The sequence below is a fragment of the Nocardia sp. NPDC005978 genome (assembly GCF_040614455.1).
Lineage (GTDB): Bacteria > Actinomycetota > Actinomycetes > Mycobacteriales > Mycobacteriaceae > Nocardia.
The window spans coordinates 1-25,630 of record NZ_JBEXUS010000114.1 but is presented as its reverse complement, the minus strand read 5'-3'; the positions used below and the strand labels follow the sequence as shown (position 1 = coordinate 25,630).

Genomic DNA, 25,630 nt, shown 5'->3' with positions numbered 1-25,630 from the left:
GGTCCCGGATCGCCGCACGCCGGGGGCGATCCGGGTGGGGTGGCTCAGGCGCGGTCGCGCAGGAACTTCAGCGCCTCGTCCGCGTGCACGTTGGCGCGCAGTTCGCTGGTGATCACCTTGGCGACGGTGCGGTCCGGATCGATGACGAAGGTGGTGCGCTTGACCGGAACAATCGCACCCAGCAGGCCGCGCTTGACGCCGAATTCGGCGGCGACCTTCGCACCCGGATCGGACAGCACCGGGTAGCTCAGCGACTGCCGCTCGGCGAAGCCGGACTGCACCTCCACCGAGTCGGAGCTGATCCCGACGCAGGACGCGCCCAGATTCTTGAATTCGCCTGCCAGATCCCGGAAGTGGCACGCCTCGGCGGTGCACACCGGGGTGTTGGCGGCGGGGTAGAAGAACAGCACGACCGGTCCGTTCGCGAGGAGCGCGTCGAGGGTCTGGAGTGTGCCGGACTGATCGGGAAGTTCGAAGTTCGGTGCGAGCTGGCCTGCCTTCATGGGCAGGAGATTACGGGATGCGGCGCGAACGCGAATCGGCCCGCGCACGGACCGGTCTCACCTGATCCGTGCACGGGCCGAACCCCGAATGGGAAAAACTGTCGGCGAACCGCCGAAATCGAGCACACCCGGCGGGCCGGGCCACACCTGTCCGCGACGTCGGTGCACGCACGCGGCTAGACGCCGATGAGCGCGGCGACCTCCGGGTTCTTGATGTCCATGACATCGAGGATGCCGTGCGCCCGCAGGAAGGGCTTGAGCTCGCGAATCCGATCGGTGTGCTCGGCGTACTCGTCCGGGAAGCTGCGCGGATCGAGCGCCTCCAGGGCCTTGACGTACGTCACGAACGACGCGATGGCGCTGTACTTGCCACCGCCGTTGTTCATATTCATCATGCGCGGAACCTGGCCGGGCATCGAGCCCTGACCGGGGGCTGCATGCCGGGGACCCTCCGGAGCGACCGGTTGCGAGGGGTACATCTGTGTTGAACTCCTCTCGATGGGACATCGCGTGGCGCTCTCTCCGCTGTCCGAGGAGCAGATTGCCGCGAGGTTGGTGTTGACCGCATCGAGTATTCGCGGCGGAGCACACCAAGGCTGTGTCTCAATTTGCCTACGCTTCGCTGAGCCCGCCGGCGGCCCGTCGCGCGCGGGTGGTGCGCGAACCCGGTGCGGGGCGCGCCGGCCGATTCGGTGCCTGGAATGATGGGTGCATGTCCGGCGTGTCGAATAGCACCACTTCCCGTGAACAGTTCCGTCTGCTCGCCGCCGATCACCGGGTCGTCCCGGTGATTCGAAAGGTGTTGGCGGACTCGGAGACTCCGCTCTCGGCCTACCGCAAACTGGCGGCCGACCGGGCGGGGACGTTCCTGCTGGAATCGGCGGAGAACGGGCGCTCGTGGTCGCGCTGGTCGTTCATCGGCGCGGGCAGCCCGACCGCCCTGAGCGTGGTGGACGGGGAGGCGGCCTGGCTGGGGCAGTCGCCGGCCGACGCGCCCGCCGGTGGTGATCCGCTGCTCGCGCTGCGAGAAACCCTGCGGCTCTTGCAGACCGAGCGCGTGCCCGGGCTGCCGCCGCTGACCGGCGGCATGGTCGGCTACCTCGGCTACGACGCGGTGCGCCGCATGGAACGCCTGCCCGTGCTGGCCACCGACGACCTGGAACTGCCCGAGATGGTGCTGTTGCTGGCCACCGATCTGGCCGCCTTCGACCATCATGAGGGCGCGATCACGCTCATCGCCAACGCCGTGAACTGGAACGGCACCGACGACCACGTCGACGAGGCGTACGACGACGCGGTGGCCCGCCTGGACCGCATGACCGCCGACCTGGCCGCGCCCGCGGACTCCACCGTCTCGGTGTTCGACAGCCCGGAGCCGAACTTCCGCCGCCAGCGGACCTCCGCGGAGTTCGGCGCGGGCGTGCGCCGCCTGATCAAGGAGATCGAGGCGGGTGAGGCCTTCCAGGTGGTGCTGTCCCAGCGCTTCGAAATGGAGTACGGCGGCACCGCGATCGACCTCTACCGGATGCTGCGCGCCTCGAATCCGAGCCCGTACATGTACCTCATGCACATCCCGGACGGTTCCGGCGGCACCGCCTTCTCCATCGTCGGCTCGAGCCCCGAATCGCTGGTCACCGTGAAAGACGGTGTGGCCACCACCCACCCCATCGCGGGCACCCGGTGGCGCGGGACCACCGAGGAGGACGACCTGCTGCTCGAGAAGGATCTGCTCGCGGACGAGAAGGAGAACGCCGAGCACCTCATGCTCGTCGATCTGGGCCGCAACGATCTGGGCCGGGTCTGCGAGCCGGGCACCGTGCGCGTCACCGAGTACCGGCACATCGAGCGCTACAGCCACGTCATGCACCTGGTCTCCACCGTCTCGGGCCGCCTGGCCCCGGGTAAGGCCGCCCTGGACGCGGTCAACGCCTGCTTCCCGGCGGGCACCCTCTCGGGCGCGCCCAAGGTGCGGGCGATGGAACTGATCGAGGAGCTCGAGCCCACCCGCCGCGGCATCTACGGCGGCGTGGTCGGCTATCTCGATTTCGCCGGTGACGCCGACACCGCGATCTGCATCCGCACCGCGCTGCTCAAGAACGGCACCGCGTACGTGCAGGCGGGCGCGGGCGTGGTCGCGGACTCCGATCCGGACTACGAAGACGTCGAGTCCCGCAACAAGGCGATGGCCGTGCTCAAGGCGATCGCCGCGGCCGGGACCGTGCGCGCCTATCGCCCGGACGGGGCCGGCCGATGACCGACGCCGAGCCCGAACCGGGGAAGGCCCGGAGCAAGCCGATCGGCGCGGTTGTTTTGCTCGCGCTCGCCGCGGGGTTGCTGTGGGCGTCCTCCCGGATGACCTGGGTCTCGCTCGAGGTCACCAGTGAACTCGGCGAACCGCGCACCATCGATCTCGACGGCGGCACCTGGTTCGGCGCGCTGACCCCCTTGGCGCTGGTGCTGGTCGCCACCATCGCGGCCGTCTTCGCCGCGCGCGGCTGGCTGCGCCGGGCCCTGGGCGCGGTGGTCGCGGTGCTCGCCGCGGTGGCCGCGGTCCCGGCGTACGCGCTGCTGCAGGGCGAAGGCCGCACGGCCGAGCGGGCCGGGCAACTGGCCGGCCTGCGGGACTGGGAGCACGCCGGATCGGTGCAGACCGGCACCCTGCCCGCGGTGCTGACCCTGCTCGGCGCGGTGGCCGCGTTCGGCGCCGGCGTGCTGCTCGCGCGCATGCCCGCGGAGTCCGCGCAGCTGTCGGGCAAGTACGATAATCCGGTCTTCCGCAAGTCCGAGGCGGCCGAACGCGTCGCCGAGCACCAGGCCGAAACGCGGGCCGCGGAATCCACGTCACAGGACCCCGCCGACGCCACCCTGTCGGGCCGAGTGCTGTGGGACGCCCTGGACGCGGGCACCGATCCCACCGACGACGACGGCAATACCGCTGCCGCGCACCGGGATCCGGGCACCCCCGGCGACGGTCACAAACCGCGCTGAGCAGGAAGCTCGACCACCGTCGGCCTCCGTTCCAGACCCGCCGTCAGCGGCGGAAACATAGCCATTTACTCTTTATCAGCATCGGTGAGACAGCGCCTGGGGGGATTCTCAGGCAGCAAGTCCGTCTCCCCAGAAAGGATTCGAGCCAGATGACGGTACTCGACTCGATTCTCGACGGGGTCCGCGCGGATGTGGCCGCTCGGGAAGCCCTCCTGGACTTCCAGGCAGTGAAGAAGGCCGCAGCCGCGGCGAAGTCCCCGCGCGACGCCAAGGCGGCGCTGCACGAAGACGGCATCGGTGTCATCGCCGAGGTCAAGCGGGCTTCCCCGTCCAAGGGCGAACTGGCCAATATCCCGGACCCGGCCGTACTGGCCCGCGCGTACGAGGACGGCGGTGCGCGCATCATCAGCGTGCTGACCGAACAGCGCCGCTTCAACGGCTCGCTGGCCGATCTGGACGCCGTCCGCACGGCCGTGGACATTCCGGTCCTGCGCAAGGATTTCATCGTGGGCCCGTACCAGATTCACGAGGCCCGCGCGCACGGCGCCGACGTGATTCTGCTGATCGTGGCGGCGCTGTCGCAGGACGTGCTGTCCGCGCTCATCGACCGCACCGAATCGCTCGGCATGACCGCGCTGGTCGAGGTGCACACCGAGGAGGAGGCGGACCGGGCCCTCGAGGCCGGCGCCACCGTGATCGGTGTGAACGCCCGCAATCTCAAGACCCTGGAAGTGGACCGGGATGTGTTCGCGCGCATCGCCCCCGGCCTGCCCAGCGACGTGATCCGCATTGCCGAGTCCGGCATTCGCGGCACCGCGGATCTACTGGCCTACGCCGGTGCGGGCGCGGACGCCGTGCTCGTCGGCGAGGGCCTGGTCACCAGCGGCGACCCGCGCGCGGCCGTGGCCGAACTGGTCACCGCCGGTACCCATCCTTCCTGCCCGAAACCGGTTCGCCGGGGACGGTGAAAGAGCCGATGACGCAAATCGACGATCTGGGTAAGAACACGCTCGACCAGCCGAAGGCCAGTGACGGCGTCGCGCACAAGAGCAACCACGAGCCCGATCAGGGCGGTCATTTCGGCGTGTACGGCGGCCGGCATGTGCCCGAGGCGCTCATGGCCGTGATCGAAGAGGTCACCGCCGAGTACGACAAGGTGCGGATCGACCCCAACTTCCTGAACGAGCTGGACCGGCTGCAGCGCGACTACACCGGGCGGCCCTCGCCGGTGTTCGAGTGCGCCAATCTCGCGCAGTACGCGGGCGGCGCCCGCATCGTGCTCAAGCGGGAAGACCTGAACCACACCGGATCTCACAAGATCAACAACGTGCTGGGGCAGGCCCTGCTGGCCAAGCGCATGGGCAAGACCCGCGTCATCGCCGAGACCGGAGCGGGCCAGCACGGCGTCGCCACCGCCACCGCGTGCGCGCTGCTCGGCCTGGAATGCGTCATCTACATGGGCGCGGTCGACACCGCCCGGCAGGCGCTGAACGTGGCCCGCATGCGGCTGCTCGGCGCCGAAGTCGTCAGTGTGACAACGGGTTCGCAGACCCTCAAGGACGCGATCAACGAGGCGCTGCGGGACTGGGTCACCAACGCCGATCGCACCTACTACTGCTTCGGCACCGCCGCGGGCCCGCACCCGTTCCCGCTCATGGTGCGCGATTTCCAGCGCATCGTCGGCATGGAGGCGCGCAAGCAGATCCAGGCGCTCACCGGCCGCCTGCCCGACGCGGTGACCGCCTGTGTCGGAGGCGGTTCCAACGCGATCGGCATCTTCCACCCCTTCATCGACGACGCGGGCGTGCGCCTGATCGGTTACGAGGCGGCCGGCGACGGCGTCGAAACCGGCAGGCACGCGGCCACTTTCGCAGGCGGCCGGCCCGGCGCCTTCCAGGGCGCGTACTCGTACCTGCTGCAGGACGAGGACGGCCAGACCATCGAATCGCATTCCATCTCCGCGGGTTTGGACTACCCGGGCGTCGGCCCGGAGCACGCCCACCTCAAGGACATCGGCCGCGCCGAGTACGAGCCGGTCACCGATGCCGAGGCGATGGACGCGCTCATGCTGCTGAGCCGCACCGAGGGCATCATCCCGGCCATCGAGTCGGCGCACGCGGTGGCGGGTTCGCTGCGGCTCGGCAAGCAGCTCGGCCCCGGCGCGATCATCCTGGTGAACCTGTCCGGTCGCGGTGACAAGGATATGGACACCGCCGCCCGCTGGTTCGGGCTCTTCGACGACAACCTCTCCGAAGACCCAGCCGAGAATGCCGCGCAGGAGAACGCCCAGTGAGCCAGCAGTCCCGTCTCGCCAACACCTTCGCCGCCTGCCGCGAGGAGAATCGCGCGGCGCTGATCGGCTATCTGCCGGCCGGGTACCCGGATCTGCAGGGCTCCATCGACACCTGCGTCGCGATGGTCGAATCCGGTTGCGACATCATCGAAGTCGGCGTCGCCTACTCCGATCCGGTGATGGACGGCCCGACCATCCAGGTCGCCGCCGAACAGGCGCTGCGCGGCGGCGTGCGGGTCCGCGACGTGTTCAAGGTCGTGCAGGCCATCAGTGACGCCGGCGGCAAGGCCGTGGTCATGGCGTACTGGAATCCGGTGCTGCAGTACGGTGTCGACTCCTTCGCGCGCGATCTCGCGGGTGCGGGCGGCTGCGGGCTCATCACCCCGAATCTGATCCCGGAAGAGGCCGACGACTGGTTCATCGCCTCCTCCACCTACAACCTGGACCGCATCTTCCTGGTCGCGCCGTCCTCCACCGAGGAGCGTCTGGTCAAGACGCTCGAGGCGTCGCGCGGATTCATCTACGCGGCCTCGACCATGGGCGTCACCGGCGCCCGCGACGCGGTCTCGGACATGGCGCCCGCGCTGTGCGCCCGGGTGCGCGCGCACTCGGACATCCCGATCGGCGTGGGCCTGGGTGTGCGCAACGGCGCGCAGGCCGCGGAGATCGCCGCCTACGCGGACGGCGTCATCGTGGGCTCGGCGCTGGTCAGCGCCGCGGGCGAGAGCCTGGCCGCGGTACGGACACTGACCGAGGAGCTGGCGCTGGGCGTACGCTCCGCCCCCATCGCCTCCTAGTAACGAAGCGAGAACGGCAGGGCGCGTATCGAACTCGGTACGCGTCCCGTTCTGTATTACCGGGCATGGCTGTGCTGGCGCGCATTCGGCGCTCGATGACGGGGTGGGACAGGACCACCGTGCTGATGGTTCTCGCCCGGGTGGCGGCGATCGCGGTGATCTTCGGGGTCGGGCGGTTCGCCGTGCCGGTGCTCTGGTGGGGCGAGACGGTCCGCATACCGGTGCTGATCCTGATCACCCTCGGTGTCTTCGGCATCATGAACATGATCTCCGACCTCGGGCAGCGGCGGCGCGCGGAAGCTGCCGGGCGTTCCGAGTAGCCGAGCCGATCACTCTGTTCGGCCGCATGTCGGCGGCGCGTAACCCGGGGGAGCGGGTAGTTCGATCGATTCCAGTACGGTGGGCGCGTGACCATACGAGCCCTGGCCGATCGACTTCCGGCCTCCGACGTGCTGGCCTACATCCCCAGTCCGCCCCGCGGCGTCTGGGATATCGGTGGATTCCCACTGCGCGCGTACGCCCTGTGCATCATCATCGGCATCATCGCCGCCATCTGGTGGGGTGAGAAGCGGTGGCAGCAGCGCGGCGGGCAGCAGGGCATGGTGCTGGACGTGGCCATGTTCGCGGTGCCGTTCGGCCTCATCGGCGGCCGGCTCTATCACGTGGCCACCGACTGGCAGAAGTACTTCGGCGAGAACGGCCATCCGATCGACGCCCTCAAGATCTGGGAGGGCGGCCTCGGCATCTGGGGTGCGGTGCTGCTGGGCGGCATCGGCGCCTGGATCGGCTGCCGCATCTACCGGATTCCGTTGCCCGCCTTCGCCGATGCCGTCGCGCCCGGCGTGCTGCTGGCCCAGGCCATCGGCAGACTCGGCAACTACTTCAATCAGGAGCTCTACGGCCGCGAGACCACCGTGCCGTGGGGCCTGGAGATCTACGAGCGTTTCGACGGGATCGTCCCGGACATGATGAACGGCACCTCGAGCGGTGTGGTCATCAAGGTCGTGCAGCCCACCTTCCTGTACGAGATGGTGTGGAACCTGCTGGGTGTGGCGGTGCTGGTCTACATCGATCGCAAGTTCCGGATCGGGCACGGCCGGTTGTTCGCGCTGTACGTGGCCATCTACTGCTTCGGCCGGTTCTTCGTGGAGCTGCTGCGCGACGACGAGGCCACCCACATCGCGGGTATCCGCATCAACACCTTCACCTCGGTGATCGTCTTCGTCGGCGCCGTCGCCTACGTCGTGCTCGCGACCAAGGGCCGCGAGACCGCGGATCAGATGCGCGCAGAGGTCATCCGGCCGTGGCCGTGGGAGTTCGCGAAGCTGCGGGCATACGGTGCGGGCCCGGCCGAGGCGGTCGTGCTCGGCAAGGATACGGCTCTGGGCAAGGACGCCACCCCGGCCGTGGACGCCGAGGACACCGAGCCCGAATCCGCTACCGACGGCAACGAATCAGCGATCGAGCGCGATAAATCTTCCGAATCCGGTAGTTCCACACCGGCGGTCGAGGTAGAGGCGGCGAAAACGGCCGACTCAGGCAAGAATGACTCCTGACCATCGGGTAGTGGAAGCTGCACGGGGGTTCAGCAAGGGGGCGCAGTGCCCGTGATTCAGGAGGATTGCCAGTGACCGATCCATTCGCCAAGCAGCCCGAGCAGGGTGGCCCGCAGTACGGGCAGCCCGGCACGGGCCCGCAGTACGGGCAGCAGCCCCAGCCCGATTACGGCCAGCAGCAGCCGGGCTACGGTCAGCAGCCGGGGTACGGCCAGCAACCGCAGCCGCAGTACGGTCAGCAGCCGGGTTACGGTGCGCCGCAGCCGGGTTACGGTCAGCCCGCCCCCTACGGCCAGCCCTACGGCGCCGATCCCGAGGCCCCGTACGGCCGCGACGTGTACGGCGTGCCGTACTCGGACAAGTCCAAGCTGACCGCGGGTCTGCTGCAGCTGCTCATCGGCACCCTGGGCATCGGCCGCTTCTACCTGGGCTACACCACCATCGGTGTGCTGCAGCTGATCACCTGCGGTGGCTTCGGAGTCTGGGCGCTGATCGACGGCATTCTCATCCTCACCGGCAAGGTGCCGGACCCGCAGGGCCGTCCGCTCAAGGATTGACGCGCGCCGCTCCGGGGCCGGGCACTTGCCCCGGAGCGTCACCACCCGGCCTTTAAACTCAGCACGATGGCTACTGTCCCGGCTGGTCGGTTTCGGGCGTACCCTTTGTCGGTTACTGGTCGGTTGTTGGTTCGAGAGAGGTTGTCCACCCGTGCGCCGTAAGCTGTTCGCCGCCGTGCTCGCCGTTGCCGCCACCGCCGCGCTCACCGCGTGCGGGAGCGGTGACGACCCGAACGTCCTGAAGATCGGCACCGAGGGCACCTACTCCCCGTTCAGCTTCCAGGACGGCGGCAAGCTCACCGGGTACGACATCGACGTCGCCGAGGCGGTGGCCGGCAAGCTCGGCCGCACGGTGGAATTCGTCCAGGCCCCGTGGGATTCGCTGTTCGCGGGCCTGGAATCCAAGCGCTTCGATCTCGTCGCCAATCAGGTGAGCGTGAATCCCGAACGCAGCCAGAAGTATTCGCTCTCGCAGCCGTACACCACCTCCGACGGCGTGATCGTCACCAAGAGTGACAACTCCGCGATCACCGGCCTGCCGAATCTCCCGGGCAAGACCTGCGCGCAGTCGGTGACCAGCAACTGGAACAAGGTCGCCGAGGGCGCGGGCTGCAAGGTCGAGGGCGTGCCCGGTTTCGTCGAGGCCATCACCCTGCTCAAGCAGGGGCGCGTGGACGCCACCGTCAACGACAATCTCGCCTACAACGAGTACGTCAAGACCAAGAACGACACCAGCGTCAAGATCGCGGGCAAGACCGGCGAGACCACCAAGCAGGCGTTCGCCGCCCGCAAGGACGACCAGGCGCTGACCGATCAGATCAACAAGGCACTCGACGAACTGCGTGCCGACGGCACGCTGGCGAAGATCTCGGACAAGTACTTCGGTGTGGACGTGAGCAAGTAGCGGGAACCGCGGCCGGACGACGCGCGTAATGGACGCCTCCACCTGGGAGCTCATCCGGGCCAATCTGTGGCCCATGTTCGAGGCCACGATCAGCAAGACGCTGCCGCTGACCGCGATCAGTTTCAGCGCCGGCCTGGTGCTGGCGCTGTTCGTGGCGCTGGCCCGGATGTCGAAGTACCGGTTGCTGTCCGGCGCGGCGCGTTTCTACATCTCGATCATTCGCGGCACGCCGCTGCTGCTGCAGCTGTTCCTGATCTTCTACGGTTTGCCCGGGTTCGGCATCACCTTCGATCCGTTCCCGGCGGCCGTGCTGGCGTTCACCCTCAATGTCGGCGGCTACGCGGCGGAAATCATTCGCGCGTCGATACTCTCGGTCGCACACGGGCAGTGGGAGGCCGCCTATTCGGTCGGCATGACCTACTGGCAGACGCTGGGCACGATCATCCTGCCGCAGGGCGCGCGCATCGCGGTGCCGCCGCTGTCGAACACCCTCATCTCACTGGTGAAGGACACTTCGCTGGCCTCGACGGTGCTGGTAACCGAGCTCTTCCGCACCGCCCAGCTGGCCGCCGCCCCGAGCTTCAGCGTCTTCGAGCTCTACACCGTCGCCGCGCTCTACTACTGGGTGATCTGCCTGATCCTGGGCTTCGGGCAGACCCACCTCGAGACCCGGCTGGCCCGTCACGTCGCGCGCTGACCGGCAGTTAGCCAGAAGGCTGCGCGTCGGGCAGGGAAACACTGTGTGCCCGTTCAGCGGGACGATATGCACAGGACTAGGGTTGTGGGTGTGATGCGACGAACGAAGATTGTGTGCACACTCGGGCCCGCTGTGTCCTCCGAGGACCGGATTCGTGAACTCGTCGAGAGCGGTATGGACGTGGCGCGGCTGAACTTCAGCCATGGCGAACACTCCGACCACGCCGAGAACTACAAGAAGGTACGAGCGGCCAGTGATCTGCTCGGACGCGCGGTCGGCATCCTGGCCGATCTGCAGGGTCCCAAGATCCGGCTCGGCCGTTTCATCGAGGGCAAGACCGTCTGGGCGACGGGTGAAGAAGTCCGGATTACCGTCGAGGACGTGGACGGCACCCACGACCGCGTCTCGACCACCTACAAGCAGCTCGCACAGGACGCCAAGGCCGGCGACCGCCTGCTCGTCGACGACGGCAAGATCGGTATGACCGTGCTGCGCGTCGAGGGCAACGACGTCATCTGCCGGGTCACCGAGGGCGGCCCCGTCTCGAACAACAAGGGCGTGTCACTGCCCGGTATGGATGTCTCGGTTCCGGCGTTGTCGGAGAAGGACATCGAGGATCTCGAGTTCGCGCTGAACCTGGGCGTGGACTTCATCGCGCTGTCCTTCGTGCGCTCGCCGTCCGATGTCGAGCTGGTGCACGAGATCATGGATCGGGTGGGCCGCCGGGTTCCGGTCATCGGCAAGCTCGAAAAGCCCGAGGCCATCGACAATTTGGAGGCCATCGTGCTGGCCTTCGACGCGGTGATGGTGGCGCGCGGTGACCTCGGCGTGGAGCTGCCGCTCGAGCAGGTTCCGCTGGTGCAGAAGCGTGCGATCCAGATGGCGCGTGAGAACGCCAAGCCGGTCATCGTGGCCACCCAGATGCTGGAATCGATGATCACCAATTCGCGCCCGACCCGCGCCGAGGCCAGTGACGTGGCCAACGCGGTGCTCGACGGCGCGGACGCCGTCATGCTCTCGGGCGAGACCTCGGTCGGCGACTACCCGATCGAGACCGTGCGCACCATGGCCCGCATCGTGCACGCGGTGGAGAGCGAGTCCTCCACGCGGGTGCCGCCGCTGACCCACGTCCCGCGCACCAAGCGCGGCGTCATCTCCTACGCGGCCCGCGATATCGGCGAGCGGCTCAACGCCAAGGCCCTGGTCGCGTTCACCCAGTCCGGCGACACCGTGCGCCGCCTGGCGCGCCTGCACACCCCGCTGCCGCTGCTGGCCTTCACCCCGAACGCGGTGATCCGTTCGCAACTGGCCTTGACGTGGGGTGTGGAAACGTTCATCGTTCCTCCGGTGGGTTCGACCGACGAGATGATTCACCAGGTCGACAACGCGCTGTTGTCGATCGGCCGCTACAAGAAGGGCGATCTGGTGGTCATCGTGGCGGGCTCCCCGCCGGGTACGGTCGGGTCCACGAACATGATTCACGTGCACCGTATCGGTGAGGAGGACCACTAGGTGAGTGCGTCGCTAGGCGAAACCGTCGACGGGGCAGCGGATTCGGTGAATCCCGGCCCCCCGTCCGACGATCTGCGGGTGCTGCTGGACGTGCTCGATCTCGAGGAGCACGGGCCCGACATCTTCATCGGAAAGCATCCCGAGAAGGTGTGGAGCCGGACCTTCGGCGGCCAGTTGGTCGCGCAGGCGATGGTCGCCGCCGGCCGCACCGTGGGTCCGGGTCGCCCGGTGCACGCGGTCAACGCGCATTTCGTGCGCGGTGGCGATACCAAGAAGCCGATCGAGTATCAGGTCGATCGCCACCGGGACGGGCGCGCGTTCGCCAATCGCACGGTGACGGCCTACCAGGACGGGCAGGAACTGTTCGTCATGCTGGCCGCCTTCCAGGACTGGGGCAAAGGACTCGAGCACGGCACGCCGCTGCCCGACGTCGCGGACCCGGAGAGCCTGCCCCGCGTGGAGGAGTCTTTCGCGGGCCTGGAAGACAAGCTCGAAATGTTCGTCAAGGCGCCGCATCCCATCGACATGCGGTACACGAACGACCCGGCGTGGATCCTCAAGGGCACCGGCGAGAAGCTCAACCACAATCGGGTGTGGATGCGCACCGACGGCGCGTTGCCCGACGATCCGATGATTCACGTTGCGGCGCTGGCGTATTCGTCGGACACCACGGTGCTGGATTCGATCATCACCACGCACGGGCTGTCGTGGGGGCTGGATCGTATCCTGGCCGCCACGGTGAACCACTCCATCTGGTTCCACCGCCCGTTCCGTTTCGACGAGTGGGCGCTGTACGCCACCGAGTCGCCGGTCGCGGCAGGCTCGCGTGGACTGGCTCGCGGGCACTTCTATTCGCGCAGCGGCGATTTGCTCGCGACCACGGTGCAGGAAGGCGTGATCCGGCACTTCCCCAAGCGCTGAGGACCGAACCGGCGCCGCGGACCGAACTCGAAGCCAGGCCGTGCTCATCCCGAGCGCGGCCTGATTCGCGTCTCAGATGAGTTCGCGGTTCTCCGCGAGCTCGAAGTTCTCGCGTTGCAGCGCGTGCGCGATGTAGGGGATCGGCTCGCCCGCGGACAACTCGAAGACCAGCCGCTGTTCCAGGCGTGCGATGCCGGCCTTGGTGAGTTGACGCGCTTCGCCGACCAGGCTCAGCGCGATCTCGTAGGTGCGGCGGTCACCGGGTTCGGCGTCGGGATGGTCGAGGCGCCACTGGGTTTCCAGAACCGTATGGGTGGGGTCGTCACACTCCACTGGGAGGGTGAAACGCCACGCGAAGATGTCGCGATCGTCCACGTACTCGTCCACGACGCGGCACACCGTCTCGGTGACGCGGTGGAGGGTCTGCGGTGTCACGAAAACATGGAGTGAAACATCCGAAATTCGCTTCGGCATGTCTGAGTCCTGTTCCTGTGTCGAGGAACCATCGGCGGTGTGGTTCCGCGGGGCAGTGTAATCCTTGAACGGACCAATGGGGCAGACAGGTGGATTGACACGCAGGACTCAGCGTAATCCTCGTTACCGCGAATGGGAACACATCCGGGGCCCCGAGATTCGGAATGTGCTCTTACCCGGCCGATTCCATGGCGCGATGGGCCGGTTGCCGTGATTGCTCGGGCAATTCGGGCACCTGGGCGGATTGTGCGCGGCCGCCGGGCAGCACCAGCAGGGTGGGACGGGGTGCGCCGGCGTCACTGGCGGCGGTACGGGGGTGGATGGTGGCCCCGGGGTGCTCGTGCGCGTGCAGGGCCAGCAGCAGCGGCACCAGGGCGTCCGCAATGCGGTCGCCGACCTCGCAGAACGCCTTCGGTGACAGTCCGACTGGGTCGGCGATGTTCTCCCGGCCCGGATAGGCGAGATCGTCGCGCGCGGCGTGCAGGCCCACGATCGTGCGGGCGCCGCTGATCTTGGCGATGCGGTAGGCCTCGAGCAGGGTGAAGGTGCGCGGGAAGGCCGCGGGGGCCGTGTCGCGCACCTGGTCGCGGATCTTGTCGGTCATGGTGAGGATCAGGTCAGCGCGGTCGGCCATCTCCGGTTTGAACCGGCGCGCGCGAAAACCGCTCGGGTCGCCCCCGAGGCCGGTAATGGTCTGCGCGGCAAGCGGTTCCACCGGGAACCCGACCAGTGCCCGGACGCCCGCGCTCTCGGCGGTCAGTCGTAGGCCGTGATCGGCCGCCACCGCCAGGGTGAGGCGCTCGGCGATGACGGACCGGCAAACGTTTCCGCTGCATACGAAGAGCACATGCATGGGCACAACCTAGGCGCGGTTTCGCGTGCCGAACATGGCTGTGTGACCGAATCACACCTTTCATCCGGGAAGTTCATCCACCGGCCGAATGTCGGTCGCTTCGCGTTCGCGCGAAGGTATTCATCGGGCCGGGGAAGTGCGTGTCCATATCCCTGGAATGTGAGCATGCTGGTTTTCGCCCAGCAAATCAAGTGTGTGATCCGTCAACTCCGGTCGGATTCGGTTGCGCCGGAACCGTAATAGGATTTTTCGGTCACGACCGAGGCGACTTTCGGCGCGGCCCCGCGCACCCGGTCCCGGGTCGAGAACAACCGCCCGCGCGCCGGCACCACGGGCGCGAAACGGCCCAGTCCGCTGGGCGCGGCCATGTCGTCGTAGACGGAGTCGATCCCGCCGCGCGCGAAGTACGCCTCGTGCCAGAAGCCGGTGCCGCCGGAGTCCTTCAGGAACTCCTGCCACCAGACGCGGTGCGGTTCGGAGCGGGTCCAGCGTTCCAGGCTCTCCAGATCCCGCCAGTACTGGCGCGCGCCCCAGTGCGGCGGGAAGAACGACCACACCACGTCCTCGTGGCTCAGCAGGCCGTCGGGGCGGTCGCGATGGGAACGGTAGAGCTTGGGGCCCACGCCCAGCAGTCGCAGCATGCCGCGGGGTCGATGCACCCGCATGCCCAGCAGAATCATCACCAGATCCGGATATTCGGACAGATCCGCCGTCAATCGATTGACCCGCATGCGCGACCTCCATCGCCGAGGCCGTACGCCGACCCTGTCGGGGATATACGGATTATCCCGCCGATCCGGTTCGAACGCCATGGCCGGACATTTGCCCGCCCGGTTCGCGGTCGCGGGCGGCGCCGGACGGCGGGCGGCGGCGCGGCCGGGCGGCACAACGCCGTAATCGAGGCCCGCTCGGGGCGAATACCCGTGTGGTGGTGGGGGATCTCTGGCAGGGTACGGCGTGTGGACAGGCGAGTTGAGTACGGGTTGCGGGAGTTTGCTGAGGCCTATGTGCTGGCCCGGGCCGACTGGTCGGATTCGATCGGCGGGTATCACCAGGACAGCTCCGCCTACAACAAGGCATTGCGGGCGCACCGGGAGCGGCTGCTGGAGACCCTGGAGGAGCTGTACGAGCTGAAGCTCGAGATGAAGGAGATGGTCGAGATCCCACGCGGGACGGTGCTGTTCATGCACTTCCGCGCGACCGTGAACTCGGCGCTGGCGCTGCGCACGCCCGGGAATCTGGAGGCCGGGCTGCTACTGCGTTCCCTGGAGGCGGCGGGTGAGCCGGGGCTGCGGGTCAAGAGCGCGTCCAAGCGCATCGATCAGCTGCTCGAGTCCTCGCGGGTGGCGCATCTGGACATGCTCGAGGATCTGCTACGCATTCTGCTCGGCAATCGCGCGCATCTGACGTTCACGCGGGACGAGGTGGCGGCGGCCGGGGCGGGCGGGGACGCGCCCGATCCCGTGGATTATCCGATCGACTGAGCTCGGCGCGGTCGCGGTCCGAGCCGGCGTGGCTCGGGTGATCGCGGATCGTCCGGTTGTGGCGCCCGGGCCGTAGCCCGGGCGCGACTTGTCCCGAAATGCGTTGTGCCGCAACGTGATCCCGGTCTCTCGGCGCACGCCGCCGGTCATACCGCCGCGTGTGCGACGAGCCTGCCCCGGGTCAGCCGGTAGTGCAGCTCCGGCCCGCGCGCGTCCGGTGTCCACCCGGCCCGCAGCCCGGCTTCGACGGCCGTGGCGACCATGCGCGGGCTGACGGTCTCGACGGCTCCCACCCGCACGACCATGCGCTGGGCCGCGCCCTCGGCGGCTTCCACCACGAAACGCAGGCTGGGCAGATCGGTGGCCGAGACGGTCCAGCGGTAGCGCTGCTCGTTCACGGTCAGAATTCGAGTTCCCTTACGCGACAATGTCATAGGCGTATCCAATATCGGCGATGCCGTTCCGCGCATCCGATTTTCCGCGGTCCCCGGTGCGGGAGTCCGCGGCTCGCGGTCCTCGCCGCGCCGCCCGGCCCGGGCATTTACCCTGGTCAGTCGGAGAATCTGCCGGATTTATCCGATTCATCCCCCTGGGCTATTCTGGCCGCCGGATTGTGAGTCGAAGGCAGGTCGCAGCATGGCAAGCACCGAGGTCGAGTACGCCGCCCGCTGGTGGCAGTGGGCCCTGTCCATCCCCGTCGCGAAGAATCCCGTGGTCGACGAGACCGGCGAGCACGCCGCCGAGGGCCAGCCCGCCGACGTGTGGTTCCTGGCCGGCACGTTCGGCGGCAAGGTCAGCCGCACCTGCGCGGTCCCGCATGGCCGCCCGCTGTTCTTCCCCGCCTTCAACATGCTCCGCCCGGTCCGCAGGACGGGCCTGTTCACCACCGACAAACGGGTCCCCGTGATCCCCACCGCCTCCGGCCACGCCGACTTGAACGGCGTCCCCCTCCCGGTCCTCGAGGTGACGAACGCGACCCCCTTCAAGATCCACGCGGCGGCCGCGAGCCCCTTCGACTACTCCGGCACCTTCAAGGCCACCGCCTGGGGCCTGTGGTGCACCCTCGACAACCTCCCGCGGGGCAACTACGTCCTGACCCTCGGCGGCGAGTTCGAACCCGGCGGCTTCTGGGTGGAAGCCACCTACGACCTCGAAATAGTCTGATCCCGCCGAGATCATCGCGGCCACGCCCGAATTCCCGCCGTGGTCGCCGGGCGTGCACGCCCGATGCCCGCGTATCGCGGCGTTCAGCCGATGTAGGGCTCGGCGAGTCGGGCGTAGCCGTGTTTGATCCGCAGGCGGGTCGAGGGGTGCATCGCCAGGCCATTCAGGTCGGCGTGTGAAACCCAGCTCACCCGTGGTGATCCGGGGGCGGCGGGTAGCGCGCCGCCGCGGGGTTCGGCGCGGAAGCAGATCGAGAACTGCTGGCGCACTTCGCCGTCGGGGTAGGACAGCACGTGGTTGGGGTTGGTGTAGATCCCGACCAGGCCGGTGATGTAGATGTCGATCCCGGTTTCCGCGCGGGTTTCGCGCACCGCGGTCGCGGCGATGTACTCGCCGAACTCCTGGCCGCCGCCCGGGAGCATCCACAGCCCGTTGTCCGCGCGCTGTGTCAGTAGCACTCGATCCCGGGCGTCGCGGACGAAAGCTGTTGCGGCCGCGACAATGCTGTTCGGCGCCGGGGCGTCGGGGTCGTTGTAGTACTCGATCGTGGCCATGGCCCACCTCCTTCGGATACCGGCGCGCGTTCTCCCGGGGGTGTTCGCGCGCACATCTCGAACGAGCTCGTGTCGGAGCGGCCGCCGCGGGCGCGTTCCGAAGACCGCGGCGTCATATCTCCGTACACGTGCATATCACTCGGGTGCGGGTCCGTGGGCGGTTCGGCCGAATGCGGTGGTGGGACTGTCCTATTCGGGAGGAGTTGCGGCGCGGGGGCTGTTGAGCAGCAGGGGCGCGGAGTCCTTGCGGAGGTAGTCGGAGTCCTTGCCGTACTCGATGCGCTGGGGCTGACCGGTGTTCATGGCGACCACGGCGGCGAGTGAATCGGCGAAGCGGGTGCGGCTCTCGCGGTCGCCGGACAGCAGGAGCACGCGGCGCTGGGTGTCGACTTCGGCCAGCAGTCCTGGGGATTCGTCGGAGCGAACTTCGATCGCGGTGATCTCCTCGGTCACGAAGCGCCCCGCGCCCCGGGCGACGACCGCCGCCAACCCGTCGAGCTCCTCCGCGGAACCGCTGATCTCGACCACGCCGTCGCTGGACTGCTCGACCCTCATACCTCTCCCTCGAACCACACCGGCGGGGCGGGTTCCTCCGCGTCGGCCCGTGGCTCGGGCACATGGTACGGGATACCCGCCCCCGGTCAAACGAACAGAGCGGCGGGACAAAAGGTTTGGTAACCATCTACCGGTGATCTCTAGAACGGGGGCAACCGGTGCACGGCGCCGGTTGAATCGTGTCCATTCGCTGACTCCGCCCGCCACCCGCCGAACCCGGGTGAAACGCGCGAGCCGCACCTTCTTCGGCTGGGGCGGCTGGTCGAAACTGGCGTCGATGGTGACGACGGTCGCGGCGCTGGCCGCGCTGTGGTTCACCAACGAGTCGCTGCGCGCGACCAGCGACCAAGCCGGCCTGGCTCGGCAGACGGCCATCACCGATCGCTTCGCCAAGGCGATCGAACAGCTCGGCAACGAGAAGCTGGATGTGCGGCTGGGCGGTGTCTATCTGCTCGAGCGGCTCGCGACCGACTCGCCGAACGATCGGCCGCAGATCTTCGAGGTGCTGAGCGCGTTCGTTCGCACCCACGCGCCGAATACCGCCGCGTGCGACGCGAGTCCCGAAGCGAAGGTGTCCGTGGATGTACAGGCTGTCCTGACCGTCATCGGCCGTCGAGACATGGCCCGGACAGAGTTCATCGACCTGTCGAACACCTGCCTGGTTCGAGCGTCGCTCGAGAACGCGAATCTTCAGGGCGCTCAGCTGGACAACGCGAACTTGAACTCGGCTATCGCGTACCGCGTCAACCTGTCCGGTGCGGAGATGATGGGTGTTCAGCTGGTGTTCGCGCGTATGTCGGAATCCAATCTGAGCGGCGCGCACCTTTCCAGTGCGAACCTGCAGGATGCGAACTTGTCCGGCGCCGACCTCGACGGTGCGTTTTTCGCCGGAGCGGATCTGCAAGGAGCGGTTTTCCTCGACGCAAGCTTGGACCGCGTGTATTTCATGCAGGCCGATGTGCGCGGAACGTGGTTCACGCTGCCTCCCGTATCGGGCACCGGTTTCCAGCCGCACATTACCGGCGACGATCCCGCTGTCGAACGGCGCACCTCGCAGGACACGACATATCGCGGCGCTTCGTGGGGCGACATGCGGTTCGACGCGCGCACTCTCTGGCCGGCGGACTTCACGCATTAGCGCACTGCAGCCGAATCCGGTTGCCGAGAACCGGCTTTGACGGCCGCGCGTCCCGCCGGACACGAAAAAGGGCCTGCCGGACAACCGCCCGGCAGGCCCTTCATCACAAGTGCCGAGTGTGGGAATCGAACCCACACGCCCTTTCGGGCAACGGTTTTTGAGACCGTCGCGTCTGCCTATTCCGCCAACTCGGCGCACCAGGTCGAAACTATAGCGGGTGGGGGCGGCGGGAACCTAACCGGAGTCCGGTGCGGATGACATCGTTGTGATACTGGTCGGTTTGCGCTGGGTAGATGGGTTGTAGCGGCGGGTGGACGGTACTCTTTGGGGACTCGGGTACGTGCCGATCCGTCGAGGGTGGCTTCGGACCGATGTACGTCGGGTGTTGGTATCGGAGCGACAGGGGTTTCATCTATGGGAACGACAGCAGGGGGCGGTTCGAAGAAGGATGCCGCGGCATCGGCCCCCAAGCGCGTGGTGGTCGCCGAGGACGAGGCCCTCATCCGGATGGATCTGGTGGAGATGCTCTCCGAGGAGGGCTACCTGGTGGTGGGTGAGGCGGGCGACGGCCAGCAGGCCGTGGACCTCGCCGAGGAGAAGCGCCCGGATCTGGTGATCATGGACGTGAAGATGCCGCGCCGCGACGGTATAGACGCCGCCGCCGAGATCGCCTCGAAACGCCTTGCGCCGGTGGTCATTCTGACCGCCTTCAGCCAGCGCGATCTGGTGGAGCGCGCCCGCGACGCCGGCGCCATGGCCTATCTGGTCAAGCCGTTCACCAAGTCCGATCTGGTGCCCGCCATCGAATTGGCGGCCAGCCGTTTCCACGAGATCACGGCCCTCGAGGGCGAGGTTGCCAACCTCGCGGACCGCCTCGAAACCCGCAAGCTGGTCGAGCGTGCCAAGGGTGTGCTCATGCAGACCCAGGGCCTGTCGGAGCCGCAGGCGTTCAAGTGGATTCAGCGCACCGCGATGGACCGTCGCACCACCATGAAGGCGGTCGCGGAAGTCGTGCTGGAGAATCTCGCTCCGAAGTAGACGGCGGATTGCCCCGTTGTTGCCCCTCTGTTGCCATTAATGCGCCGCGGCGATTTACTTGCCGGTAACACGAGGGGCGCAATCGTTTGTTGCGATGTCACATGGATGATGCGAATGTGATGCGCCGCTAACGTGGCGGGGATATGTTCTGTCCGGGCCGATCGATGGGGCGGCCCACCTCCGCGAGCCGGGGGAGCACAGAACATAGAGGTGAATCGTGCTTGGTTCAATGACACGCACGCGCGGCCGGGTGGCCCGCGCGGTGGTTGTCGGGGCGGTGGCAGCCCTCGCGCTGGCGGGCTGTAGCGACAAGTCGACCGATGACAACGGTGGCGGTACCGCCAATCTGTCGATCCAGCCGCTGGTTCAGATCGGCCCGGACGGCAAGGAACTCCCGAAGAGCGCCGGCACCACCGCCGCCGATCCCGCGGGCGACGGCAAAGCCACCTGCGCCCCGCTGAATCTGGCCATGGCCGGCCCGCTGACCGGCGGCAACGCCGCGCTCGGCATCAATGTGCTCATGGGTGTCAAGCTCGCCCTGGACAAGCACAACAAGGCGAATCCGAACTGCCAGGTCAGCGTCAAGCAGTTCGACACCGAGGGCAAGCCGCAGAACGCGTCCGGCGTGGTCCCCACCATTGTCGGCGACCAGTCGATCGTCGGCCTGATCGGCCCCACCTTCTCCGGTGAGACCAAGGCGACCGGCCAGATCATCAACGACGCGGGCCTGCCGGCTCTGACCGCGTCCGCGACCAACGCCACGCTGTCCAAGAACGGCTGGAAGACCTTCTTCCGCGGCCTGAACAACGATGACGACCAGGGCGCCGCCGTGGGCGCGTACCTGGCCAACACCGGCGGCTACAAGAAGGTCTGCGTCGTCGCCGACAACACCGACTACGGCACCGGCCTGGCCAAGACCGTCATCTCCGGTCTCGGCGCGGCGAACGATCCCTCCTGCGCGGTGAACGTGAAGGAAGGCGACAAGGACTTCGCGGCGGCCATCTCCAAGCTGAACACGGCCAAGCCCGACGCCATCTTCTACGCGGGCTACTACGCCGAATCCGCCCCCTTCGTGCAGCAGCTGCGCTCGGGCGGGGTGAACGCGCCGTTCATCTCCGCGGACGGCTCCAACGATCCGGAGTTCGTGCGCCAGGCGGGCGCCGCGTCCAAGGACGCGATCCTGTCCTGCCCGTGCGGCCCGGCCCCCGACAAGTTCGCCGAGGAGTACAAGGCCCTCAACGGCCAGGCCCCGGGCGTCTACTCGGTCGAGGCGTACGACCTGACCACCATCTTCCTCAAGGGCATCGACTCCGGGAAGGTCACCCGCGCGGATCTGCTGGAGTTCGTGCGCACGTACTCGGGCACCGGCCTGTCCAAGCCGTTCAAGTGGGATGCCACGGGCGAGCTGTCCAATGCCGCGATCTGGGTCTACCAGGTCAAGTAAGCGATCCACCGATTCGAAACAGCGTGTGCGCGGGACATAATCCAACAGCGCACACGCTGTTTCCTCGACGGCGAGAGTAGTGAATGAGTTCCACCGCAGCTATCGGTACGGATGTGCTTGCCGCATCGATCGAGTTCAATGTCTCGGGTGTGGTCGACGACTTCTGGCGATTGACGGTCGACGGTCTGAGCTACGGCTCGATCTACGCCCTCGTCGCAGTCGGGTACACCCTGGTCTACGGCGTATTGCGCCTGATCAACTTCGCGCATTCCGAAATCTTCATGCTGGGCATGTTCGGCAGCTATCTGGGGTTGGAGCTGCTGGGCTTCGCCGCTCGCGGTGACGTCTACAACCAGGGCGTGGTCCTGACGGTCGTTTACCTCGGCATCGCCATGCTGATCGGTATGGCCGTATCCGGCGGCGCGGCGGTGGGCCTGGAACGCGTCGCCTATCGGCCACTGCGCAAACGCGGCGCGAAACCGCTGGCATTCCTCATCACCGCGATCGGCATGTCGTTCGTGCTGCAGGAATTCGTGCACTACATCCTGCCGAAAATCAAACCCGGTCTGGGCGGCACCAACGCCCAGACCGGAATCCGGCTCGTCGAACCCAGCACCCAATTCACGATTGCCGGTGCACCGGTCACCAATGTCACGCTGGTAATCATCTTCGCGGCGGTGGGTTTGGCGATAGCCACCGAAATGCTCATCAACCGCACCAAATTCGGCCGCGGTATTCGCGCGGTCGCACAGGACCCGGATACCGCCACGCTGATGGGCGTTTCGCGGGAACGGGTCATCATGCTGACCTTCCTCATCGGCGGTCTGCTGGCCGGCGCCGCGGCGCTGCTCTACACCCTGCGCGTGCCCACCGGCATCGTGTTCAACGGCGGCTTCCTGCTCGGCATCAAGGCGTTCAGCGCCGCGGTGCTCGGCGGCATCGGCAACCTGCGCGGCGCGCTGCTGGGCGGGCTGGTGCTCGGGGTCATGGAGCAGTACGGGCAGATGCTGCTCGGCTTCCAATGGCGTGACGTGGTGGCCTTCCTGCTGCTGGTGACGGTGCTGATGTTCCGCCCGACCGGCATCCTGGGTGAGAGTCTGGGGAAGGCGAGGGTATGAGTTCTACCGATCCGGTCACCCTCCCGCAGGCGCAACGGCCGAAGCGCGGCGTGGGAGATGCCTTGCGCACGTGGTGGAGTGGGCTCTCGCGGCCCGCGCAGTGGGGTGTGGGCGTGCCCGCGCTCATCCTGCTGGCCCTGCTCCCGATGTATCCGCCGCCGCTGATCGACACCCCGGCCGTCAGTTTCGGCTTCGTCATGGCGACCTTCGCCATGTACGCGCTCATCGCCATCGGCCTCAATGTCGTTGTCGGCCAGACGGGTCTGCTCGATCTGGGCTACGTCGGCTTCTTCGCGGTCGGTGCGTACACCGTCGGCCTGCTCACCAGTCCGAACAGTCCGCTCAAGCCCGACCTGTCGATCTTCGACTCGAAATGGGCCTGGGCGGTGTGCGTTCCGATCGCCATCATCATCACGGCGATCTCCGGCCTGATCCTGGGCCTGCCTACGCTGCGCCTGCGCGGCGACTACCTGGCCATCGTGACCCTGGGCTTCGGTGAGATCGTCCGGCTCAACGCCGACAACCTGGGGGAGCTGACCAACGGCTCGCTCGGCCTGTCGCGTATCGCGCATCCGTATCTCGGTGAGTCGCAGGAACATCCGGAGGGCGTGTTCTCCGGCAACCTGGGCGACAAGTCCAGCTGGAATCCGCTCGAACGCGCCGACTACGGCACCTGGTGGTTCTGGCTCGGCATGGTGCTGGTGATCCTGGTCCTGCTGGTGGTCGGCAATCTCGAGCGCAGCCGCGTGGGCCGCTCGTGGGTCGCGATCCGCGAGGACGAGGACGTCGCCGAGATGATGGGCGTGCCCACGTTCAAGTTCAAGCTCTGGTCGTTCATGATCGGCGCCGCGATCGGCGGGCTGTCCGGGTCCATGTTCGCCGGTGTGGTGAGCTTCGTGAATCCGCCCCAGTTCGACATCATCCTGTCGATGCTGTTCCTGTCCGCGGTGGTGCTGGGCGGGCGCGGCAACAAGCTCGGCGTGATCGTGGGCGCGTTCCTGATCGCGTACCTGCCCTGGCGTTTCCAGTCGATCGAGGTCGGCGGGCAGACCCTGGGCGACTACAAGTACCTGATGTTCGGCCTCGCGCTGGTGATCATGATGATCTTCCGGCCCGAGGGTCTGTTCCCGGTGCGGCAGAAGTTGCTGGCCTATGGCCGGCAGATCACTCGCGCGGTGCGGAGACCGGCGGCCGAGACGACGACGGGAGCCGGGAAATGACCGGGCCGGGCGCGGGTGACGCGCTGTTCGACAACGAGGATCTGGCCGCGGGCCACCGCGGGCAGGCGGCCGCCGAGCCCAGTGCGGGCACCCTGGACGTGACCGAGGTGCTGCCGGTGCTCGGCAACGCCGAGGCGGTCGCGCAATTCGTTGCCCCGCAACGCGATATCCAGACCGAGGTCGGTGCGCCGCTGTTGCGCACCGACGGTCTCACGGTCAAGTTCGGCGGTCTGGTCGCCCTCGACGATGTCAGCTTCGAGATCCGGCGCGGGGAGATCCTGGGCCTGATCGGGCCCAACGGCGCGGGCAAGACCACCTGCTTCAACGCGATAACCGGTGTGTACCAACCGGCTTCGGGCACGGTGTACTTCGACGGCAAGCCGCTGACCAAGACCAAGCGCAACGAGATCACCCGCCTGGGCATCGCCCGCACCTTCCAGAACATTCGCCTGTTCGGGGAGATGACGGCGCTCGAGAACGTGGTCGTGGGCACCGACGCGCGGCACAAGACCTCGGTGCCGGGCGCGATCTTCCGCAGCCGCCGCCATCGCGCCGAGGAGCGCGACGCCGTCGAAAGAGGCATGGCGCTGCTGGAATTCGTCGGCATCGCACCGCGCGCGGTGGAGAAGGCGCGCAATCTCTCCTACGGCGATCAGCGCCGCCTGGAGATCGCCCGGGCCCTGGCCACCGAGCCGAAGCTGCTGTGCCTGGACGAGCCCGCCGCCGGGTTCAACCCCAGTGAGAAGTCCGCGCTCATGGATCTGATTCGCAAGATCCGCGACGACGGTTTCACGGTGCTGCTCATCGAGCACGACATGCGCCTGGTCATGGGTGTCACCGATCGCGTGGTGGTGCTCGAGTTCGGCCGCAAGATCGCCGACGGCCTGCCCGCGGCGATTCGTGAGGACCCCAAGGTGATCGCCGCCTATCTCGGCGTCCCCGACGAGGAATTGGGTGCACAGTGACCTCCCTGGACAAGGACAAGCGGCCCCCGCTCCTCGAAGTCGAGGACATGGCCGTGAGCTACGGCAGAATTCAAGCCCTGCACGGCATTTCGCTCTCGGTCGCCGAGGGTGAGCTGGTGACCCTGCTGGGCGCGAACGGCGCCGGCAAGACCACGACCATGCGCGCCCTGTCGGGGCTGTTGCCGCTCTCGCGCGGCCGCGTCACCTTCGACGGCCGCGACATCACCCGCATGAAAGCCCATGAGCGCGTGGGCATCGGCCTGATCCAGGTGCCCGAGGGCCGCGGCGTGTTCCCCGGCATGACGGTGCAGGAAAACCTGGACATGGGCCACTACAGCCGCCCGTTCAAGGATCGGGCCGACTACAACAGCACCCTGGAGTGGATCTTCGAGCTCTTCCCCCGCGTGAAGGAACGCCAGAAACAGGTCGGCGGCACCCTCTCCGGCGGCGAACAGCAGATGGTCGCGATCGGCCGCGCCCTCATGGCCCGCCCGAAACTCCTGCTCCTGGACGAACCGTCGATGGGCTTGGCCCCCATGGTGATTCAGCAGATCTTCCGGATCATCGCCGACATCAACGCCCAGGGCACCACGGTCCTGCTGGTCGAGCAGAACGCCCAGCAGGCCCTGACCCGCAGCGACCGCGCCTACATCCTGGAAACCGGCGAGGTGACCAAGTCCGGCGCGGGCCGCGACCTCCTCCACGACCCCGCCGTGAAGTCCGCCTACCTCGGCGTGGGCTGATCGGCCGCCGGCCGCGCCCCGCCCGGGTGCGGCCGGTACCTGCGCAAAAGACTTCGGGTCGGTCATCCGGTTACCGGATGACCGACCCGAAGTCGGTGCAGGGGCGACAGGACTTGAACCTGCAACCTGCGGTTTTGGAGACCGCTGCTCTG

Annotated in this window: 29 protein-coding genes and 1 tRNA gene; 21 read left to right on the top strand and 9 right to left on the bottom strand. The window is 67.5% G+C overall.

What is annotated here, in order from left to right:
* Window positions 1–44: 44 nt before the first annotated feature.
* Together ABZ319_RS33645 and ABZ319_RS33640 are read right to left on the bottom strand one after the other, a co-directional pair.
* The gene (locus ABZ319_RS33645) at window positions 45–503 is read right to left on the bottom strand and encodes a peroxiredoxin (RefSeq protein WP_354990589.1); all 459 of its coding nucleotides are present in this window, start codon (window positions 501–503) and stop codon (window positions 45–47) included.
* Between the two features lie 176 nt (window positions 504–679).
* Window positions 680–898, bottom strand: a complete 219-nt coding sequence (locus ABZ319_RS33640) for a hypothetical protein (protein ID WP_354990588.1) — start codon at window positions 896–898, stop codon at window positions 680–682.
* A 317-nt stretch (window positions 899–1,215) separates the two neighbouring features.
* Between ABZ319_RS33640 and ABZ319_RS33635 the strand changes: the two genes are divergently transcribed.
* The 12 genes from ABZ319_RS33635 to ABZ319_RS33580 all read left to right on the top strand — a co-directional run bounded on the left by ABZ319_RS33635 (window position 1,216) and on the right by ABZ319_RS33580 (window position 12,728).
* Window positions 1,216–2,757, top strand: coding sequence for an anthranilate synthase component I (locus ABZ319_RS33635; protein ID WP_354990587.1), 1,542 nt, complete (start codon window positions 1,216–1,218; stop codon window positions 2,755–2,757).
* Window positions 2,754–3,491, top strand: coding sequence for a TIGR02234 family membrane protein (locus tag ABZ319_RS33630; RefSeq protein WP_354990586.1), 738 nt, complete (start codon window positions 2,754–2,756; stop codon window positions 3,489–3,491). The genes ABZ319_RS33635 and ABZ319_RS33630 overlap by 4 nt, the downstream gene beginning before the upstream one ends.
* Before the next feature lie 149 nt (window positions 3,492–3,640).
* Window positions 3,641–4,459, top strand: coding sequence for an indole-3-glycerol phosphate synthase TrpC (gene trpC, locus ABZ319_RS33625; RefSeq protein WP_354990585.1), 819 nt, complete (start codon window positions 3,641–3,643; stop codon window positions 4,457–4,459).
* A gap of 8 nt (window positions 4,460–4,467) precedes the next feature.
* Window positions 4,468–5,784: a tryptophan synthase subunit beta gene (trpB, locus tag ABZ319_RS33620; protein WP_354990584.1), complete on the top strand. Its 1,317-nt coding sequence runs from the start codon at window positions 4,468–4,470 to the stop codon at window positions 5,782–5,784.
* Window positions 5,781–6,581, top strand: coding sequence for a tryptophan synthase subunit alpha (trpA, locus tag ABZ319_RS33615; RefSeq protein WP_354990583.1), 801 nt, complete (start codon window positions 5,781–5,783; stop codon window positions 6,579–6,581). The genes trpB and trpA overlap by 4 nt, the downstream gene beginning before the upstream one ends.
* A gap of 65 nt (window positions 6,582–6,646) precedes the next feature.
* Window positions 6,647–6,901 (top strand): hypothetical protein, encoded by a 255-nt coding sequence (locus tag ABZ319_RS33610; RefSeq protein ID WP_354990582.1) that lies wholly within the window; start codon window positions 6,647–6,649, stop codon window positions 6,899–6,901.
* An 87-nt stretch (window positions 6,902–6,988) separates the two neighbouring features.
* Window positions 6,989–8,137 carry a prolipoprotein diacylglyceryl transferase gene (gene lgt, locus ABZ319_RS33605; protein ID WP_354990581.1) on the top strand — a complete coding sequence of 383 codons (1,149 nt, stop codon included), beginning with the start codon at window positions 6,989–6,991 and terminating at the stop codon, window positions 8,135–8,137.
* A 71-nt stretch (window positions 8,138–8,208) separates the two neighbouring features.
* The gene (locus tag ABZ319_RS33600) at window positions 8,209–8,694 is read left to right on the top strand and encodes a TM2 domain-containing protein (RefSeq protein ID WP_354990580.1); all 486 of its coding nucleotides are present in this window, start codon (window positions 8,209–8,211) and stop codon (window positions 8,692–8,694) included.
* 151 nt (window positions 8,695–8,845) lie between these two features.
* Entirely contained in the window at window positions 8,846–9,598 is a 753-nt protein-coding gene (locus ABZ319_RS33595) for an amino acid ABC transporter substrate-binding protein (protein WP_354990579.1), read from the top strand.
* A 28-nt stretch (window positions 9,599–9,626) separates the two neighbouring features.
* Complete coding sequence (locus ABZ319_RS33590) at window positions 9,627–10,295, top strand: amino acid ABC transporter permease (protein WP_354990578.1); 669 nt, start codon at window positions 9,627–9,629, stop codon at window positions 10,293–10,295.
* Between the two features lie 90 nt (window positions 10,296–10,385).
* Window positions 10,386–11,807 (top strand): pyruvate kinase, encoded by a 1,422-nt coding sequence (pyk, locus tag ABZ319_RS33585; RefSeq protein WP_354990577.1) that lies wholly within the window; start codon window positions 10,386–10,388, stop codon window positions 11,805–11,807.
* Between the two features lie 45 nt (window positions 11,808–11,852).
* Window positions 11,853–12,728 carry an acyl-CoA thioesterase II gene (locus tag ABZ319_RS33580; protein WP_354990590.1) on the top strand — a complete coding sequence of 292 codons (876 nt, stop codon included), beginning with the start codon at window positions 11,853–11,855 and terminating at the stop codon, window positions 12,726–12,728.
* A gap of 72 nt (window positions 12,729–12,800) precedes the next feature.
* On the opposite strand, the gene ABZ319_RS33575 is transcribed toward ABZ319_RS33580, so the two are convergent.
* From ABZ319_RS33575 to ABZ319_RS33565, 3 genes are all read right to left on the bottom strand, one after another.
* Window positions 12,801–13,163 carry a hypothetical protein gene (locus ABZ319_RS33575; RefSeq protein ID WP_354990576.1) on the bottom strand — a complete coding sequence of 121 codons (363 nt, stop codon included), beginning with the start codon at window positions 13,161–13,163 and terminating at the stop codon, window positions 12,801–12,803.
* 211 nt (window positions 13,164–13,374) lie between these two features.
* Window positions 13,375–14,055 carry a low molecular weight phosphatase family protein gene (locus tag ABZ319_RS33570; RefSeq protein ID WP_354990575.1) on the bottom strand — a complete coding sequence of 227 codons (681 nt, stop codon included), beginning with the start codon at window positions 14,053–14,055 and terminating at the stop codon, window positions 13,375–13,377.
* Window positions 14,056–14,258: 203 nt separating this feature from the next.
* A complete protein-coding gene (locus ABZ319_RS33565; RefSeq protein ID WP_354990574.1) occupies window positions 14,259–14,786 on the bottom strand; it encodes a DUF4188 domain-containing protein in 528 nt (175 codons plus the stop codon).
* Between the two features lie 228 nt (window positions 14,787–15,014).
* Here ABZ319_RS33565 and ABZ319_RS33560 point away from each other — a divergent pair, with 228 nt between their 5' ends.
* Window positions 15,015–15,539 (top strand): hypothetical protein, encoded by a 525-nt coding sequence (locus ABZ319_RS33560; RefSeq protein ID WP_354990573.1) that lies wholly within the window; start codon window positions 15,015–15,017, stop codon window positions 15,537–15,539.
* Window positions 15,540–15,685: 146 nt separating this feature from the next.
* Here ABZ319_RS33560 and ABZ319_RS33555 read toward each other — a convergent pair whose 3' ends face one another.
* On the bottom strand, window positions 15,686–15,973 hold the full coding sequence (locus ABZ319_RS33555) for a hypothetical protein (protein ID WP_354990572.1): 288 nt from the start codon (window positions 15,971–15,973) through the stop codon (window positions 15,686–15,688).
* Window positions 15,974–16,175: 202 nt separating this feature from the next.
* Here ABZ319_RS33555 and ABZ319_RS33550 point away from each other — a divergent pair, with 202 nt between their 5' ends.
* On the top strand, window positions 16,176–16,703 hold the full coding sequence (locus ABZ319_RS33550; protein WP_354990571.1) for a hypothetical protein: 528 nt from the start codon (window positions 16,176–16,178) through the stop codon (window positions 16,701–16,703).
* A gap of 83 nt (window positions 16,704–16,786) precedes the next feature.
* On the opposite strand, the gene ABZ319_RS33545 is transcribed toward ABZ319_RS33550, so the two are convergent.
* Both ABZ319_RS33545 and ABZ319_RS33540 read right to left on the bottom strand, forming a co-directional pair.
* Window positions 16,787–17,257: an NUDIX domain-containing protein gene (locus tag ABZ319_RS33545; RefSeq protein WP_354990570.1), complete on the bottom strand. Its 471-nt coding sequence runs from the start codon at window positions 17,255–17,257 to the stop codon at window positions 16,787–16,789.
* Between the two features lie 189 nt (window positions 17,258–17,446).
* A complete protein-coding gene (locus ABZ319_RS33540; protein WP_354990569.1) occupies window positions 17,447–17,812 on the bottom strand; it encodes a hypothetical protein in 366 nt (121 codons plus the stop codon).
* Between the two features lie 220 nt (window positions 17,813–18,032).
* Between ABZ319_RS33540 and ABZ319_RS33535 the strand changes: the two genes are divergently transcribed.
* Window positions 18,033–18,950 carry a pentapeptide repeat-containing protein gene (locus ABZ319_RS33535; RefSeq protein ID WP_354990568.1) on the top strand — a complete coding sequence of 306 codons (918 nt, stop codon included), beginning with the start codon at window positions 18,033–18,035 and terminating at the stop codon, window positions 18,948–18,950.
* A gap of 110 nt (window positions 18,951–19,060) precedes the next feature.
* Here ABZ319_RS33535 and ABZ319_RS33530 read toward each other — a convergent pair.
* A tRNA-Leu gene (locus ABZ319_RS33530) sits at window positions 19,061–19,144 on the bottom strand.
* Window positions 19,145–19,364: 220 nt separating this feature from the next.
* Between ABZ319_RS33530 and ABZ319_RS33525 the strand changes: the two genes are divergently transcribed.
* The 6 genes from ABZ319_RS33525 to ABZ319_RS33500 all read left to right on the top strand — a co-directional run bounded on the left by ABZ319_RS33525 (window position 19,365) and on the right by ABZ319_RS33500 (window position 25,478).
* Window positions 19,365–19,988, top strand: a complete 624-nt coding sequence (locus ABZ319_RS33525) for an ANTAR domain-containing response regulator (protein WP_354990567.1) — start codon at window positions 19,365–19,367, stop codon at window positions 19,986–19,988.
* 229 nt (window positions 19,989–20,217) lie between these two features.
* Window positions 20,218–21,432, top strand: a complete 1,215-nt coding sequence (locus ABZ319_RS33520; protein ID WP_354990566.1) for a branched-chain amino acid ABC transporter substrate-binding protein — start codon at window positions 20,218–20,220, stop codon at window positions 21,430–21,432.
* A gap of 83 nt (window positions 21,433–21,515) precedes the next feature.
* Window positions 21,516–22,550: a branched-chain amino acid ABC transporter permease gene (locus ABZ319_RS33515; protein ID WP_354990565.1), complete on the top strand. Its 1,035-nt coding sequence runs from the start codon at window positions 21,516–21,518 to the stop codon at window positions 22,548–22,550.
* Entirely contained in the window at window positions 22,547–23,770 is a 1,224-nt protein-coding gene (locus tag ABZ319_RS33510; RefSeq protein ID WP_354990564.1) for a branched-chain amino acid ABC transporter permease, read from the top strand. The genes ABZ319_RS33515 and ABZ319_RS33510 overlap by 4 nt, the downstream gene beginning before the upstream one ends.
* Window positions 23,767–24,735 carry an ABC transporter ATP-binding protein gene (locus ABZ319_RS33505; protein WP_354990563.1) on the top strand — a complete coding sequence of 323 codons (969 nt, stop codon included), beginning with the start codon at window positions 23,767–23,769 and terminating at the stop codon, window positions 24,733–24,735. The genes ABZ319_RS33510 and ABZ319_RS33505 overlap by 4 nt, the downstream gene beginning before the upstream one ends.
* On the top strand, window positions 24,732–25,478 hold the full coding sequence (locus tag ABZ319_RS33500; RefSeq protein ID WP_354990562.1) for an ABC transporter ATP-binding protein: 747 nt from the start codon (window positions 24,732–24,734) through the stop codon (window positions 25,476–25,478). The genes ABZ319_RS33505 and ABZ319_RS33500 overlap by 4 nt, the downstream gene beginning before the upstream one ends.
* Window positions 25,479–25,630: the final 152 nt, after the last annotated feature.

What these genes read in the sequence shown, in the direction of transcription:
- ABZ319_RS33505 (WP_354990563.1), top strand. Translation starts at nt 23,767, where the DNA reads ATGACCGGGCCGGGCGCGGGTGACGCGCTGTTCGACAACGAGGATCTG.
- ABZ319_RS33570 (WP_354990575.1), bottom strand. Translation starts at nt 14,055, where the DNA reads ATGCATGTGCTCTTCGTATGCAGCGGAAACGTTTGCCGGTCCGTCATC.
- ABZ319_RS33520 (WP_354990566.1), top strand. Translation starts at nt 20,218, where the DNA reads ATGACACGCACGCGCGGCCGGGTGGCCCGCGCGGTGGTTGTCGGGGCG.
- ABZ319_RS33510 (WP_354990564.1), top strand. Translation starts at nt 22,547, where the DNA reads ATGAGTTCTACCGATCCGGTCACCCTCCCGCAGGCGCAACGGCCGAAG.
- ABZ319_RS33610 (WP_354990582.1), top strand. Translation starts at nt 6,647, where the DNA reads ATGGCTGTGCTGGCGCGCATTCGGCGCTCGATGACGGGGTGGGACAGG.
- ABZ319_RS33630 (WP_354990586.1), top strand. Translation starts at nt 2,754, where the DNA reads ATGACCGACGCCGAGCCCGAACCGGGGAAGGCCCGGAGCAAGCCGATC.
- ABZ319_RS33515 (WP_354990565.1), top strand. Translation starts at nt 21,516, where the DNA reads ATGAGTTCCACCGCAGCTATCGGTACGGATGTGCTTGCCGCATCGATC.
- ABZ319_RS33635 (WP_354990587.1), top strand. Translation starts at nt 1,216, where the DNA reads ATGTCCGGCGTGTCGAATAGCACCACTTCCCGTGAACAGTTCCGTCTG.
- ABZ319_RS33525 (WP_354990567.1), top strand. Translation starts at nt 19,365, where the DNA reads ATGGGAACGACAGCAGGGGGCGGTTCGAAGAAGGATGCCGCGGCATCG.
- ABZ319_RS33645 (WP_354990589.1), bottom strand. Translation starts at nt 503, where the DNA reads ATGAAGGCAGGCCAGCTCGCACCGAACTTCGAACTTCCCGATCAGTCC.
- ABZ319_RS33540 (WP_354990569.1), bottom strand. Translation starts at nt 17,812, where the DNA reads ATGAGGGTCGAGCAGTCCAGCGACGGCGTGGTCGAGATCAGCGGTTCC.
- ABZ319_RS33640 (WP_354990588.1), bottom strand. Translation starts at nt 898, where the DNA reads ATGATGAATATGAACAACGGCGGTGGCAAGTACAGCGCCATCGCGTCG.
- ABZ319_RS33550 (WP_354990571.1), top strand. Translation starts at nt 16,176, where the DNA reads ATGGCAAGCACCGAGGTCGAGTACGCCGCCCGCTGGTGGCAGTGGGCC.
- trpB (WP_354990584.1), top strand. Translation starts at nt 4,468, where the DNA reads ATGACGCAAATCGACGATCTGGGTAAGAACACGCTCGACCAGCCGAAG.
- trpC (WP_354990585.1), top strand. Translation starts at nt 3,641, where the DNA reads ATGACGGTACTCGACTCGATTCTCGACGGGGTCCGCGCGGATGTGGCC.
- ABZ319_RS33555 (WP_354990572.1), bottom strand. Translation starts at nt 15,973, where the DNA reads ATGACATTGTCGCGTAAGGGAACTCGAATTCTGACCGTGAACGAGCAG.
- ABZ319_RS33565 (WP_354990574.1), bottom strand. Translation starts at nt 14,786, where the DNA reads ATGCGGGTCAATCGATTGACGGCGGATCTGTCCGAATATCCGGATCTG.
- ABZ319_RS33590 (WP_354990578.1), top strand. Translation starts at nt 9,627, where the DNA reads ATGGACGCCTCCACCTGGGAGCTCATCCGGGCCAATCTGTGGCCCATG.
- ABZ319_RS33545 (WP_354990570.1), bottom strand. Translation starts at nt 17,257, where the DNA reads ATGGCCACGATCGAGTACTACAACGACCCCGACGCCCCGGCGCCGAAC.